The organism is Polaribacter sp. BAL334 (assembly GCF_015767435.1).
Lineage (GTDB): Bacteria > Bacteroidota > Bacteroidia > Flavobacteriales > Flavobacteriaceae > Polaribacter.
In genome coordinates this window covers 14,969-30,033 of sequence record NZ_JADWOV010000319.1, presented here as the reverse complement: position 1 = coordinate 30,033, position 15,065 = coordinate 14,969, and the positions used below count along the sequence as shown (strand labels likewise).

The following is a 15,065-nucleotide window of genomic DNA, read 5'->3' as shown; positions in this document are numbered from 1 at the left end:
AACATATCACGTTTCCCAAATCCATTTATTTCCTTACATTTGGCAAATATCAATTTTATTTTCATGAAAATTTACAAACTTATAGCAATTGCAATCTTATCAATAAGCAATCTAAACGCTCAAAATATACAATCACCTTCTGAATTTTTAGGATATGAAATTGGAAGTCGCTTCACAAGACATCATAAAGTTGTGGAGTATTTTGAATATGTAAGCAACTCATTATCAAATGTAAAATTGGAAAAATATGGAGAAACCAATGAACACAGACCTTTATATATCAGTTATATTTCATCTGAAGAAAACATCAGAAATTTAGAAGATATTAGAAAATCAAATCTTTCTCAAACTGGGATTTTAAAAGGAAATACGGATAACAAAATTGCCATTGTTTGGATGAGTTATAACGTTCATGGAAACGAAGCTTCAAGCACAGAAGCTTCAATGTTAACACTTTATGAATTAGTGACTTCAAAAAAAGAGTGGTTAAAAAATACACTTGTCATTATTGATCCATGCATAAATCCTGATGGAAGAGATCGTTATGTAAATTGGTACAATCAAGTAAAAAGTTCGCCTTTTGATATTTCACAAGATTCAAAAGAACATAATGAACCTTGGCCTGGAGGAAGACCAAACCATTATTTATTTGATTTAAACAGAGATTGGGCTTGGGCTACACAAGTAGAAACGCAACAAAGACTGAAAGTGTACAACAAATGGATGCCTCATATTCACGTTGATTTTCATGAACAATACATCAACAATCCGTATTATTTTGCACCAGCTGCAGCACCTTTTCACGAAATCATCACAGAATGGCAACGCAATTTTCAAACAGAAATTGGGAAAAATCATGCAAAATATTTTGACAAAGAAGGATGGCTTTATTTCACAAAAGAAAGTTTTGATTTGCTGTATCCAAGTTATGGAGACACCTATCCAACCTATATGGGTGCCATTGGAATGACCTATGAACAAGCAGGACATGGACGTGCAGGTTTGGGAATTCAAACGGATAATGGCGAGATTTTAACTTTGAAAGACAGGGCTTTGCATCACATGACAACTGGTTTATCAACGGTTGAAATAGCTTCAAAAAATGTAGAAAAAATCAATTCAGAATTCAAAAAGTTTTTTGACAACAGCAATTTAGATTTTAAAAGTTATGTGTTAAAAAATGACAATATTGACAAAACAAATCGTTTGAAAAAATTGCTTGACAAACATGAAATCAGTTACGAAAACGCAACAAATGGAATTGCAAAAGGAATTCTATATTCAACTTCCGAAGAAGGAAAACTGAACACAACTACAAATGATTTGGTGATTCATACCAATCAACCAAAAGGTAAAATGGTAAAGGTTTTGTTTGAGCCAAAAGCATTTTTAGCAGATTCGTTAACCTATGATATCACAGCTTGGTCCATTCCGTATGCACATGGTTTTGAGGCAATTGCATCAAAAATAAGTGTAAATTCCACCAAATCAATTGCTACAGAAACCATCAAAAATTCGGTTGATAAAAATGCGTACGCTTACATTTCTAAATGGAATAGTTTAGAGGATGCTGTTTTTTTGGGAGACTTACTACAAGAAAACATCACTCCTCGTTTTTCTGAAAAACCATTTTCAATTGATGGAAAATCATACGAAAGAGGCACATTAATCATTCTTAGAAATGACAATAGAACTTTGGATTTTGATGAAAAACTCATAGAAATCGCTACTAAAAATCAACGGAAATTACACTCAGTTTCAACAGGATTTGTGACTTCTGGTGTTGATTTTGGTTCTGCAAGTGTAAAACCAATTCAGAAACAAAAAGTTGCATTACTGTCAGGAAATGGAACTTCATCATTGAGCTTTGGTGAAATTTGGCACTTTTTTGAAACAGAGTTACAATATCCAATTACAGTTTTAAACACGGATTATTTCAATAGTGTAAATTTATCAAACTTTGATGTACTCATCATTCCTGACGGATATTATGATGAGATACTATCTAAAAACACACTTGAAAAATTGGGTAATTGGGTTCAATCTGGAGGAACTTTGATTGCTATTGATAGTGCTTTACAGAGTTTTGTAGATAAAGAAGGATTTGCTTTAAAAAGCAAAGAAACTGAAAAAGAAACCAATAAAAACCTGACACCTTATGCTGATTTGGAACGCAAAAGCGTTAAAGATTTTATAACTGGAGCATTTTTTAAAAGTAAAGTTGACAACACACATCCCTTAGCTTTTGGATATAAAGACGCTTATTTTTCTTTAAAATTGGGAAATAAATCTTACATGTATTTAGAAAAAGGAAGTAATGTTGCTTATTTTGATGCAACTAGCAAAAATATTTCTGGATATGCTGGAAGTTTGGCTGTAAAAAATATTCCAGAATCATTGTTATTTGGAGAAGAGCGAAAAGGAAGTGGAAGTATTATTTATATGGTTGACAATCCTTTATTTCGTTCTTTTTGGGACAATGGCAAACTATTTTTAGCGAATGCTGTTTTCCTTTTAAATTCAGATATCATAAAAAAATAATAGCCTAAAAATAACTTTACAACCTGCAAGCTTTTCAAAACTTGTAGGTTGTAAGTTTTTCTTACTCTAAAGAACCTAAGTAACGTTCGGCATCCAAAGCAGCCATACAACCAGTTCCTGCAGCAGTAACTGCTTGCCTGTAATCTTTATCTTGAACATCTCCAGCAGCAAAAACTCCTGGTAAATTTGTTTTTGTAGTTTTTCCTTTGGTAATTAAATACCCTGTTTCATCCATATCTAAAACACCTTTAAACAAATCTGTATTTGGTGTATGTCCAATCGCAATAAAAACTCCAGTGACGGTAATTACATCAGTCTGTTTAGTTTTGTTGTTGATAATTCGAACTCCTTCTACAACATTTTTCCCTAAAACTTCTTCAATTTCTGTGTTATACAAAACTTCAATATTTTTAGTTTTACTAACTCTATGTTGCATTGCTTTTGAAGCTCTCATAAAATCTTTTCGTACCAACATGGTTACATTTCTACAGATATTAGAAAGATAAGTAGCCTCTTCAGCTGCAGTATCTCCAGCTCCAACAACAACCACATCTTGACCTTTATAAAAAAATCCATCACAAGTAGCACAAGCCGAAACTCCTCCTCCAATCAATCTTTGTTCACTTTCAATTCCTAAATATTTTGCTGTTGCCCCAGTTGAAATTATAATAGTTTGAGCTTCAATTTCTTTAGATTCATCAACAATAACTTTGTGAATTCCTCCAATTTCTTTGCTCAACTCAACTTTAGTAACTAAACCAAAACGAACATCAGTTCCAAATCTCTCTGCTTGTTTTTTTAAATCTTCCATCATCATGGTTCCATCTGTACCATTAGGATATCCTGGAAAATTATCAACCTCAGTTGTTGTAGTTAATTGACCTCCCATTTGCATTCCTGTATACATCACTGGTCTCATATCTGCTCTTGCTGCATAAATCGCTGCAGTGTAACCTGCAGGACCTGAGCCTATGATTAAACATTTAATTTTCTCAATTGTATCTGACATATTACTTCCTTTTTGGTTGGTAAAAATAAAGTTTTTCTGCGCTTTTCAATAGAAATATTGATAGTTTTTTGTAATAAAAACATAGCTAGTTACAATCATTTCAGTACGATTTATATAATTATCTAATTTGTTGCATTTATATAAAAAGAATGTATATTTGCAGTCCCAACAAAAACTCATTTCGGGGTGTAGCGTAGCCCGGTTATCGCGCCTGCTTTGGGAGCAGGAGGTCGCAGGTTCGAATCCTGCCACCCCGACAAATTAAAACCAAATTTAAACCTTGTAAATCATAGATTTACAAGGTTTTTTTTTATCTCTAAATCTAAATTGTAGAATTTCTTTCAAAATTTAATTCATAAAATATTTTTATATATTTCATAATAATTATAAATAAAAATATATAAACTATATTTTACACCTTTGCCTCGAATTATAAAAACCAATAAATATAATAAAAATTTTAAAAATGGATTTTGAAAAAAAAACAGATTCTAATCAACAGAAACCAGAGGTTGATACTAACAAATCAGCTATTTCTACGCTTGTAAACTTATTTTTATGGCTTCTTTTTATCGCTAATCTTTGCTACCTAATCTTACACTTTAACAACTTACCTAAATGGAATTTAGGAAGCATCCTAAGAATTAACGGATTTACTATTTTAATGTGGACAACTGTTACCTTTTTTAGTGCAATTGTAGCTACTTATGCGAAAAGCTATCTTAAAGGATTCAGATTTCATGCTAAATTCATGCTACTTTGTTTGGGTTTCAATTTATCAGTAATGATACTTGTTATGTCAAATCATATCTTTTTATTGCTATTCAGTTGGCTAGTAATGGGGATTTTCATGTCTCAACTAATTGGTATTGATAAAAATTGGGGAGAAGCTAAAGAAGCATCAAAATTCACTCAAAAATACTTTTTCACTAGTACCTTTTTCCTTGCAGTCAGCTTGTTAGTATTAGCATTCGCAAGCCAAGAATATACTGTTGATGGCTTATCATTAATAATTGATGAATTACCTAAATATATTTTGATGATTTCATCACTTTGTATTATTACTGCTGCTATTGTTCAATCTGCCATTTATCCATTTCATCGCTGGTTGTTATCTGCAATGACCTCACCTACACCTGCTTCAGCACTTATGCACGCCGGTTTTGTGAATGGAGCTGGAATTTTATTATCACTATTTTCAACCTTACTTTTCGCTTCAGATACGCTTACTTTATTATTTATCATTGGCGGTTTAACAGCAATTCTTGCCCAATTCACCAAATTACTTCAAGTAAATGTGAAGCAAAAATTGGCTTGTTCAACAATTGCTCAAATGGGTTTTATGATTATGCAATGTGGGCTTGGTTTTTTTAATGCAGCTGTTGCTCATTTAATTTTACATGGATTTTACAAAGCGTATTTATTTCTTTCATCTGGAGAAGAAATCAGGCAAACAGTCCCAAAACAAGAAGAATCTTTAAAAATTAAACCATTACAAGCCTTAATAGTGCTAATTTTTGGAGTGACAGGCGCTTATCTTTTTGCATTTTTGACCGGTAAAGGAACTGAAATCAACAGCAGTGTTTTCTTAACATTGGTAGTTGCCATCACTGTCGGACAAGCAAGTTACAATATCGTTAAAGAAAAAAGTTTAAATGCCTTGCAAAAAATACTTGTCCCATCAGTGATATTTTTACTGGGAATTGGTATTTATGCGTTGATGTATAATGGAGTATCTCATTTAATGTCTCAAATGCCATTGATTGATCAACCTACAAAATTATCTTGGGTTCAAATTATATTTGGTTTCATTTTCCTCATCGGATTTTTTGTAATGAAACTAGGTGTTTACAAAAACATTCCTTGGCTGTATGTAAAATTAATGAACATTTCACAGCCTTACAATAAAACAGTTTTAATGTATAAATCTAAATAATTATGTGTCAATATATCATAAACAGCATCAATGAAGCGTCAAAAGTAATAGGTAAAACTTGGCCTTTATACACTTTTGTAGCTTCAAATCCATTATCAGGATATGAAAACGCTCCTTTTGAAGAAGCTGTTAGTTTGGCAAAAAACAATTTCAATGCGAATGCTTTTCCATCAGTAAAATTGTTTCAACAAGCTTTTGAAAGAGGTGACATTGATAAAAATATCTTAGTTGATTTTCTAACTAAACAAGGATTTTTAGAAAAACCTGAATATTATTTTAATTTGATTGCATCAAAAACTGAAAAAGAAACTCTTAATAAAAATCATGCTGTGGATGTAATCATGGCAAAATGGTTAGCTTCTTTTATGGATGAAGGCCTTGCTGAATGGGATATGCCATTCAAAAGCGAAGGATTTTATGCAGCTTGGAGGCTTTTGGTGATTTATGATTCTGATACAGGAAAAACATCGCTCAAAGAAATTCCTAAAAAAAGTATTGACACTTTAAAATTAGTTTTAGAGGGATATTCAGAAAATGAATATCAATCAATTTTTACACATCATTTAGCTTCACTTCCTGGCTGGGTAGGGTATATAAACCATAGAACACATTCAAACACAGATTGGCAGCAAGAATTTCCTATTGATTTGGTTGATTATTTAGCAGTAAGACTTTGGACAACTCAAAAGTTAAATTTATCAATTTTACCAAAAAATACCGAAAACATTATAGATCCCTCAATTCCACAACTTCAATATATTTTATTAAAAGCTTGGGAAAAAAGTTGGCAAAATCAGTTGGTAAAAACCTTAAAAAAAGAATCAATTTCAACGTCAATTTCTACTGAAAAATCTGAAATCCCTGATGCTCAAATGGTGTTTTGTATTGATACACGATCTGAACTAATCAGAAGAAATATAGAATCAAAAGGAAATTACGAGACTTTTGGTTATGCAGGATTTTTTGGAATTGCTATGGACTATGAGAGTTTAAACGATGGAATTACACGCAAATCTTGTCCGCCAATCCTAAACTCAGCTTATAAGGTTTCCGAAATTCCACAAGAAAACAAAAAGAATCAATTTGAAGCTTTTAAAAATAAAAATGAAGTATCAAAATTTCGTAATTACTTTCTAAAAAGAATCAAAAATATGATTCCTTCTGCTTTTGGATTTGTGGAAGGTGCAGGTTTCTTTTACGGAATTTCATTAATCGCAAGAACATTAATCCCTAAAAAATTATATCAGTTAGAAGATAAAAAAGCATCTAAAACTGAAAATATATGTCATCCTGACATCCATAAAACGAATACTGAAAACCATGATTCTTATGGAATTCCTTTAGAGGAAAAAGTTGCAATTGTAAAATCAGCTTTTGATTTAATGGGCTGGAAACAATTTGCTCCTTTGGTTGTTTTTACAGGTCATGGAAGTCATTCTGCGAACAATCCATTTAGTTCAAGTTTAGATTGTGGTGCCTGCGCAGCGAGTCCAGGAAGACACAATGCTAGAATGCTTGCTAAATTGGCAAATTTATCAGAAGTTAAAAAAGAATTAGCAGAGAAACATCAAATTATGATTCCTGAAAACACAGTTTTCATTGGTGCGGAACACAATACTACTACTGATGAAATAGTACTTTTTGACGCCGAAATTCCTAATTCTCACAAAGAACTTGTGCAAAATTTAAAAACGAATTTAAAAAAGGCACAAAAAACCGCAACTCAAGAACGACTTGGAAACAAAAGAAACAGCATAAATTCAGCTGAAGAGAAAGCAAATAATTGGGGAGAAACCAGACCTGAATGGGGGCTTGCAAAAAACGCTGGATTTATTGTTGGTCCAAGAAGTTTAACAAAAAATTCAAACCTTGAAAGTCGTTGTTTTTTACATTCTTATGAGTGGGAATTAGACACTGAAGGAAAGGCTCTTGAAGGAATTATTCAAGGACCAATGACTGTTACGCAATGGATTAACAACCACTATTATTTTTCAACAGTTGATAATTCAATTTACGGTGGAGGCTCTAAAATAACGCACAATATTACAGGTCAATTTGGAGTTGTACAAGGAAATGGAGGCGATTTAAAAATGGGCTTACCACTACAATCCTTATTTGCTTCCGATGAAAACATGTATCATCAACCTTTGCGATTGACAGTTATGATTCAAGCTCCAATAAATAGAGTTTCAGATATTATTTCCAGAAATCCAGGTACAAAAACACTGTTGGATAATGAGTGGATTTATTTATTAGTGATGGATCCAACCAATAAAAATGAGATTTTTAAATATGAAAAATCAATTCAATGGAAAGCAACTTCAGAAATAAACAGCAACAAAAAAGAAAAAGAAGCTGTTTTGTAATAATTTATGAATGTTAAATGCACTTAATCTAATAAAAACTTCAGATTTCTCTGAAGTTTTTATTTTTTTACTTTGCGAAAACTTTAACGTAACTTTTGTTTAACAAAAATTATTATATTTTAAACAATTTGTACCTTTGTTAAAACTTAAAAAAGTTTGAAACATGAAGTTTTTCGCTTATAATGACATTCAAGATTTAGAAAAAATCTATAAAATAAACCTCATCAATAGTTGTTCTGGTTTTAAATCCGCAAATCTATTAGGAACTGTCTCCGAAAATGGAATTACAAACGTTGCGGTTTTTAGTTCTGTAACACATTTAGGATCAAATCCTCCATCTCTTGGTTTTATTTTAAGGCCTACAACTGTCCCAAGAAATACCTATAAAAATATTTTAGATACTGGAATTTTCACTATCAATCATATTTGGGAAGATATTATTGAAGATGCGCATCATACGTCTGCAAAATATACTGAGGAAATTTCTGAATTTGACATGACTAATTTAGAACCTGAATTCAAAGGAAATTTCAAAGCGCCTTTTGTGAAAAACGCGCCTGTTCAGATGAGTATGAAGTTTATGGAAGAAATTTATATTTCTTCAAATGATGTTATTTTGATTGTTGCTCAAATTCAAGAATTGTTTGTTCATGATGCATTATTACAAGAAGATGGACTTATCAATTTATCAAAAGGAAAAGTTGTTGCCATTAATGGTTTAGATACCTATACCCTTCCAAAATTTAAAACACAACTTTCATATCAAAGACCCAAAAACATCAATTAATTATGAATATTCTTGTTACTGGTGCAACTGGATATATAGGTAAACGTCTGATTCCTTTATTATTAAACGAAGGATATACCATAATTTGCCCAGTAAGAGATTTGGAAAGAGCCAAAAATTATTACAAAGGAAAAAATCAAATTGTCCTTGTTGAAGCTGACTTTTTAGATTCAAAAAGTATTGATAAAATTCCCACAAATATTGATTTTGCTTATTATTTAATTCATTCAATGACAAATTCTGCAAGAGAATTTCATATTTTAGAAGAAAAATGTGCTCTGAATTTTAAACGATTTGCCGAAAAATCAAGTATTCAACAAGTTATTTATTTAAGCGGAATTACCAATGACACCAAACTTTCCAAACATTTATTATCAAGAAAAAATGTTGAAAATACGTTATCATCATCAAAATATGCTTTGACAACTTTCAAAGCTGGAATCATTGTAGGTTCTGGAAGTTCGTCATTTGAAATCATCAGAGATTTAGTTGAAAAATTACCAGCCATGATTGCACCAAAATGGTTGAATACCAAAACTCAACCTTTGGCTATTAGAGATGTGTTGAGTTTTCTTCTCAATTCACTGAATAAAAAGGAAGTTTTCAATCAATCTTATGACATTTTTGGACCAGAAATCCTGACTTACAAAGAAATGCTATTGCAATTTGCTGAAGTTAGAAAACTCAAAAGATGGATAATTACAGTGCCAATTATGACACCAAAGTTATCATCCTATTGGTTGTATTTTGTGACATCAACTTCTTATAAATTGGCAACTTCTCTTGTGAATTCAATGGGTGTAGAAGTCATTGGCAATAAAAGTAATATCAATAAAATTCTGAATGTACATCCTATGAGCTATAAAGAAGCTGTGGAATTGGCTTTCAAAAAAATTGAACAAAATAGCATTCTTTCAAGTTGGAAAGATTCTTATATCAGTAGTGGAAAACTCAAAAATTATGTACATGAATTTATCAATGTTCCAGAATTTGGGTGTTTCAAAGACCACAAAAAAAGAAGCTTAAAAAACAGGGAAAAATCTTTGGACAAAATATGGGCAATTGGCGGAGAAACGGGTTGGTATTATGGTACTTTTTTATGGAAAATTCGAGGGTTTTTAGACCAGTTTTTTGGTGGAGCAGGTTTGAGAAGAGGCAGAAGACATCCAACAGAATTGAATGCAGGTGACGCATTGGATTTTTGGAGAGTAATTTATGCCGATAAAGAAAAAGGAAAATTATTACTATATGCAGAAATGATATTGCCTGGAGAAGCATGGTTAGAGTTCAAAATTGAGGGAAATTATATACATCAAACTGCCACTTTCAGACCCACAGGAATTGCTGGAAGATTGTATTGGTATGCTGTAATGCCTTTTCATTGGTTTGTTTTTAACGGAATGATTAACAACATTAATAAGTAAAAGTGAAAAAAGAACATCTTCCACAAAAAATTTGTTTGACTTGCAACAAACCTTACACTTGGCGAAAAAAATGGGAGAAAAACTGGGAAAATGTAAAATATTGCAGTGAAAAATGCAGAAGAAACAAGACAATACAAGCTTAATTTGGTTTCGTAATAATTTACGAATTTCTGATAATACTTCGCTTTTTAAAGCAATGTATCATCATGAAAAAGTAATTGCAGTTTATTTTTTTGATCCAAAGTATTTTAAAATTGATGCTTTCGGAATTCAAAAAACAGCAAAATTCAGAGCTAAATTTTTGATTGAAACAGTTGCTGATTTGAAAAGAAATTTGGCGGATGTAAACATCACACTTCTCACCTATTTTAAAAGTCCTGAAGAGGAAATCCCAAAAATATGTAAGGAATTTACGGTTTCATCCATTTATACTCAAAAAGAATGGACAGATGAAGAAGTAGAAACGAATTCTCTTCTAAAAAAAGCACTTCCAAATTTGAAATTTGTGGAAGATTTTGATCAATTTTTATATCATCCAAATTCAGTATCAAAAGATTTCTCAAACATTCCTGATGTTTTTACCACTTTTAGAAAAGGAGTTGAGAAAAAAGTACGGATTGATGCTGAAATTTCAGTTCCAAAAATGGCTGAAACAAATTTGATTGATACGAAAACAGCGATTCCAACATTGGAAGACTTGGGTTTTGAGGATTTTCAAACCAATAGAAATTCGGCTTTTCCTTTTAAAGGCGGAGAAACTGAAGCACTTAAAAGATTGGATTATTATCTTTTTGAAACCAAAAAAGTGTCCGTTTACAAAAACACTAGAAACGGATTAGTTGGAATCGATTATAGCACAAAATTTTCTCCTTGGTTGGCAAATGGCAGTGTATCAGCCAAAACAATTTACTGGAAAATCAAACAATTTGAAAAAGAATTTGGTTCTAACGAATCTACTTACTGGGTCATATTTGAATTGATTTGGAGAGATTATTTCAAATATATTTCATTAAAATATGGTTCTAAAATCTTCAAAATTGATGGAATTTTGGATATAAGTTATCATTGGAATACCAATTCAAAAGTTATTCAAAATTGGATTGATGGAAAAACTAAAGATGATTTTGTAAACGCAAATATGATTGAACTCAAGGAAACTGGCTGGATGAGCAACAGAGGAAGACAAAATGTAGCTTCCTATTTTGCCAAAGAATTATTGCAAGATTGGAGAATTGGGGCTGCTTATTTTGAATCGATGTTATTGGATTATGATGTACATAGCAATTATGGAAATTGGATGTACGTTTCTGGAGTTGGAAATGATCCTAGAGACCGAAAATTCAACACACAATTGCAAGCGCAGAATTATGATGGAAATTATAAATTTAGAAATCTTTGGTTAGAAAAAACCTTATTTTAATATTGCAAGGTCTCAAAGACCTTTCAGGCATAAAAAATATCAATAAAAAATAATGAATAAACTACGTTTACTTCTTGGAGATCAATTAAATAGCAATCATTCTTGGTTTTCTAAAGTAGATGAAAATGTGATATATTGTCTTTTTGAAATGCGTCAAGAAACAGATTATGTAACACATCATATTCAAAAAATAGCGGGCTTTTTTGCAGCAATGAGAAACTTTGGGGATGACTTACAAAAGGCAAATCACAATGTTATTTACTATAAAATTAACGACGTAAAAAACAAACAACATTTAACACAAAATCTTTTGCAACTTTTTACTGAAAACTCGATTCAAAAGTTTGAATATCAAGAACCTGATGAATATAGATTGGACAAGCAATTGTCAGATTTTTGTAAAGAAATAAGTATTGAATCCGAAGTTTTCTCAACAGAACATTTTTATACTGAAAGAAAGGATTTAGGAACTTTTTTCAAAGGAAAAAAACAATTCTTGATGGAGAATTTTTACCGCGAAATGCGAAAAAAACATCAAGTTTTGATGGTCAACAACCAACCTGAAGGTGGCATTTGGAATTATGACAAATCCAACAGAAAAAAATGGCACCAAGAAATATTGATTCCACCACAGAAAAACTTCGACAATGATGTTACAGAAATTGTGAAAGAACTTGAAATTGCTTCTGTAAAAAGTATTGGAAAAATCAATTCAACATACTTTGAATATCCTATAAACAGAAAACAATCTTTAGCGCAATTGGATTATTTCTGCTCTAATTTATTAGTGCATTTTGGTGATTATCAAGATGCTATGCATACAGATAATATTTTTCTATTTCATTCAAAATTGTCTTTTGCGATGAATACTAAAATGATTTCTCCAAAAGAAATTGTTGAAAAAGTCTTGGAAACGTATCGTGAAAAATGGGATGAAATTGATATTTCTCAAGTGGAAGGATTTATCAGACAAATTATTGGTTGGCGAGAATATATGCGAGGCATGTATTGGATGCTGATGCCACAATACAAAGAAGAAAATTTTTTAGAAAATCAGCATAAACTACCTGATTTTTTCTGGACAGGAAAAACTAAAATGAATTGTTTGAAAAATGCGATTCACAATTCTCTAGACAATGGTTATGCACATCACATTCAGCGATTGATGATTACTGGGAATTTTGCTTTGCTCACACAAATTCATCCTGATAAAATTGATGCTTGGTATTTGGGGATTTATGTGGACGCGATTGAGTGGGTGCAACTGCCCAACACAAGAGGCATGAGTCAGTTTGCAGATGGAGGAAAAATAGCGACAAAACCTTATGTTTCATCAGGAAGTTATATCCAAAAAATGAGTAATTATTGCGATTCATGTACCTATAATTACAAAGAAAAAACAACTAAAAATGCTTGTCCATTCAATAGTTTGTATTGGAACTTTTTAGATGAAAAAAGAGAAAAACTAAACTCGAATTTTAGAATGAAAATGATGTATAGCGTATTGGATAAAATGCCGAAATCAGAATTGCAAAAAATTCAAGAAAAAGCAACTCATATAATCAATCATTTGGATGAATATTAGAGAAGAAATATCGGTAATTTGGCTAAAACGCGATTTACGTTTTCAAGATAATGAGGCTATTTTCAATGCTTTATCATCTAACAAACGAGTATTATTTTTATATGTTTTTGAAAAATCGTTACAAGAAGATCCTCATTATCATGAACGTCATTGGAACTTTATCAAACAATCTTTGACAGATATGAACGACGATTTGAAAGCATTCAATACAAAAATTTTAACAGTAACCACAGAGGTTGTTACTGCGTTCAATCAGCTATTAAATTCTTACACGATTCACAGCGTTTTTTCTCATCAAGAAACAGGTTTACTAATTACATTCAACAGAGACAAAGAATTTAAAAGATATTGCAGAAACAACTCCATCAATTGGATTGAAAACAACAATAATGGTGTGTTAAGAGGTTTAGTCAATAGAGAAGATTGGTTCGAGAAATGGGAAGAATATATGAATTTACCGCAATTTGAAATTGAATTTCAGGCTGAAAAATTCATTAGCATTGATGAAATAAATATGCTAGAAAAATCATTTTTAACAACTGATTTATCAACTCCTGAAAATAAAATATTTCAAAAAGGAGGTACAAAAATGGCTTGGAAATATGCCAATTCTTTTTTTGAAGAACGACATAAAGAATACATGTTTCACATTTCGAAACCTGCATTATCTAGAAAAAGTAGCAGTAGATTGTCACCTTATATTGCTTGGGGAAATGTATCCATTAGGCAAGTTTTTCAAAAAGCTCAGAATAGTAAAAACGAGCAAAATAAACGTCATTTAGGTCCATTCATTTCCAGATTGCGTTGGCAAGCGCATTTTATTCAAAAGTTTGAAATGGAACATACTATGGAAAATGCGAGCATCAATAAAGGCTATCACAAACTAAAAAAAAGCATTTCTACAGAGTATAAAAAAGCGTGGATTGAAGGAAAAACAGGATTTCCATTGGTAGATGCAAGTATGCGTTGTTTGAATGAAACTGGTTATTTGAATTTTAGAATGCGTTCCTTATTAGTTTCTTTTTTAACGCATATTTTGTGGCAACCTTGGCAAGAAGCTACGCATCATTTATCGCAAATGTTTTTGGATTTTGAGCCCGGAATTCACTTTCCCCAATTGCAAATGCAAGCTGCAGAAACTGGCATCAACAATATCCGAATTTACAATCCAGTGAAAAATAGTTTGGAGCATGATGAAGATGCACAATTCATAAAAGAATGGGTTCCTGAATTGAAAAATCTGCCTTTACCATTCATTCACGAACCGTATTTGATGACTCCTTTAGACCAACAATTTAACAATTTTGAATTGGGAGTTGACTATCCTTTTCCAATTGTAAATGCAAGCTCAGCAAGGAAAAAAGCGAGTGAAATTCTTTGGAACTTGAGAAATGATGCCACAGTTGTTGTTGAAAACAGAAGGATTTTAAAAAGACATACTTTGTCTGATAGAACTCGAATGTTGAAAAGTGAATAACGATTCAAAATAATACAAAATATAATTTTTTGTTAATATCTGTTTAACTTTTTAATTATTACGTTAAACATAACTATCTTTGATGTAGTTATGATGTACGATACTACATATTCAAATAAAGAAGCCAAAGAAGTTTTTGATGACTTGTTAGGAAAGCCATATTCATTTTTACAATCTATAAGAATGGGTGGAACTGGTTCAAAAAGAATGATGATTGAACAAGTGAGTCAACATTTTTCTAACTTAATGAATGCAGTTTCTGATATCAATTATGGAAGTATTGAATTGCGCGAAAAGGGCATTTTGATTCACATCAATAAAGGTTTAAAAAATTTCAGTTGGGCAATTCCCTTTTATCAATTGCATATTTACAACACAGTAACATTTAGTATTCATGCACAAGGAAATTTCGTAAAATTTAAAAAGAATAATTTGTTGAAAGAAAATAAAAAGTTTCTCGACAAATTGATTGATTTAAAGATTGAAAATAACAAACTCTATGAATTTGAATCTTTTTAAG

At 31.4% G+C, this 15,065-nt stretch carries 11 protein-coding genes and 1 tRNA gene; 11 read left to right on the top strand and 1 reads right to left on the bottom strand.

All coding sequences use genetic code 11. The features are described from left to right. Window positions 1-63 precede the first annotated feature (63 nt). Window positions 64-2,541: a M14 family zinc carboxypeptidase gene (locus tag IU405_RS13320; protein ID WP_197439104.1), complete on the top strand. Its 2,478-nt coding sequence runs from the start codon at window positions 64-66 to the stop codon at window positions 2,539-2,541. Between the two features lie 61 nt (window positions 2,542-2,602). Here IU405_RS13320 and trxB read toward each other — a convergent pair whose 3' ends face one another. Then, window positions 2,603-3,550, bottom strand: a complete 948-nt coding sequence (gene trxB / locus IU405_RS13315; protein WP_197439103.1) for a thioredoxin-disulfide reductase — start codon at window positions 3,548-3,550, stop codon at window positions 2,603-2,605. Between the two features lie 182 nt (window positions 3,551-3,732). Here trxB and IU405_RS13310 point away from each other — a divergent pair. The 10 genes from IU405_RS13310 (at window position 3,733) to IU405_RS13265 (ending at window position 15,064) form a co-directional block, all read left to right on the top strand. After that, a tRNA-Pro gene (locus IU405_RS13310) sits at window positions 3,733-3,807 on the top strand. A gap of 209 nt (window positions 3,808-4,016) precedes the next feature. Further along, complete coding sequence (locus IU405_RS13305; protein WP_197439102.1) at window positions 4,017-5,486, top strand: proton-conducting transporter membrane subunit; 1,470 nt, start codon at window positions 4,017-4,019, stop codon at window positions 5,484-5,486. A 2-nt stretch (window positions 5,487-5,488) separates the two neighbouring features. Next, window positions 5,489-7,852, top strand: coding sequence for a DUF2309 domain-containing protein (locus tag IU405_RS13300; protein WP_197439101.1), 2,364 nt, complete (start codon window positions 5,489-5,491; stop codon window positions 7,850-7,852). A gap of 163 nt (window positions 7,853-8,015) precedes the next feature. Then, entirely contained in the window at window positions 8,016-8,639 is a 624-nt protein-coding gene (locus tag IU405_RS13295) for a flavin reductase family protein (RefSeq protein ID WP_197439100.1), read from the top strand. A gap of 2 nt (window positions 8,640-8,641) precedes the next feature. Then, complete coding sequence (locus IU405_RS13290; protein WP_197439099.1) at window positions 8,642-10,063, top strand: SDR family oxidoreductase; 1,422 nt, start codon at window positions 8,642-8,644, stop codon at window positions 10,061-10,063. A 2-nt stretch (window positions 10,064-10,065) separates the two neighbouring features. After that, on the top strand, window positions 10,066-10,206 hold the full coding sequence (locus tag IU405_RS13285; RefSeq protein WP_197439098.1) for a DUF2256 domain-containing protein: 141 nt from the start codon (window positions 10,066-10,068) through the stop codon (window positions 10,204-10,206). Then, a complete protein-coding gene (locus tag IU405_RS13280) occupies window positions 10,176-11,483 on the top strand; it encodes a DASH family cryptochrome (RefSeq protein WP_197439097.1) in 1,308 nt (435 codons plus the stop codon). Before IU405_RS13285 ends, IU405_RS13280 begins: the two co-directional genes overlap by 31 nt. Before the next feature lie 52 nt (window positions 11,484-11,535). Beyond that, entirely contained in the window at window positions 11,536-13,068 is a 1,533-nt protein-coding gene (locus tag IU405_RS13275; RefSeq protein ID WP_197439096.1) for a cryptochrome/photolyase family protein, read from the top strand. Next, the gene (locus IU405_RS13270) at window positions 13,058-14,545 is read left to right on the top strand and encodes a cryptochrome/deoxyribodipyrimidine photo-lyase family protein (RefSeq protein ID WP_197439095.1); all 1,488 of its coding nucleotides are present in this window, start codon (window positions 13,058-13,060) and stop codon (window positions 14,543-14,545) included. The genes IU405_RS13275 and IU405_RS13270 overlap by 11 nt, the downstream gene beginning before the upstream one ends. A 90-nt stretch (window positions 14,546-14,635) precedes the next feature. After that, window positions 14,636-15,064 (top strand): hypothetical protein, encoded by a 429-nt coding sequence (locus IU405_RS13265; protein ID WP_197439094.1) that lies wholly within the window; start codon window positions 14,636-14,638, stop codon window positions 15,062-15,064. Window position 15,065: the final 1 nt, after the last annotated feature.

Excerpts from the sequence above, each read along its gene's own strand:
- IU405_RS13290 (WP_197439099.1), top strand. The coding sequence starts at position 8,642 with ATGAATATTCTTGTTACTGGTGCAACTGGATATATAGGTAAACGTCTG.
- IU405_RS13280 (WP_197439097.1), top strand. The coding sequence starts at position 10,176 with ATGCAGAAGAAACAAGACAATACAAGCTTAATTTGGTTTCGTAATAAT.
- IU405_RS13265 (WP_197439094.1), top strand. The coding sequence starts at position 14,636 with ATGATGTACGATACTACATATTCAAATAAAGAAGCCAAAGAAGTTTTT.
- IU405_RS13275 (WP_197439096.1), top strand. The coding sequence starts at position 11,536 with ATGAATAAACTACGTTTACTTCTTGGAGATCAATTAAATAGCAATCAT.
- IU405_RS13320 (WP_197439104.1), top strand. The coding sequence starts at position 64 with ATGAAAATTTACAAACTTATAGCAATTGCAATCTTATCAATAAGCAAT.
- IU405_RS13295 (WP_197439100.1), top strand. The coding sequence starts at position 8,016 with ATGAAGTTTTTCGCTTATAATGACATTCAAGATTTAGAAAAAATCTAT.
- IU405_RS13300 (WP_197439101.1), top strand. The coding sequence starts at position 5,489 with ATGTGTCAATATATCATAAACAGCATCAATGAAGCGTCAAAAGTAATA.
- trxB (WP_197439103.1), bottom strand. The coding sequence starts at position 3,550 with ATGTCAGATACAATTGAGAAAATTAAATGTTTAATCATAGGCTCAGGT.
- IU405_RS13305 (WP_197439102.1), top strand. The coding sequence starts at position 4,017 with ATGGATTTTGAAAAAAAAACAGATTCTAATCAACAGAAACCAGAGGTT.
- IU405_RS13270 (WP_197439095.1), top strand. The coding sequence starts at position 13,058 with ATGAATATTAGAGAAGAAATATCGGTAATTTGGCTAAAACGCGATTTA.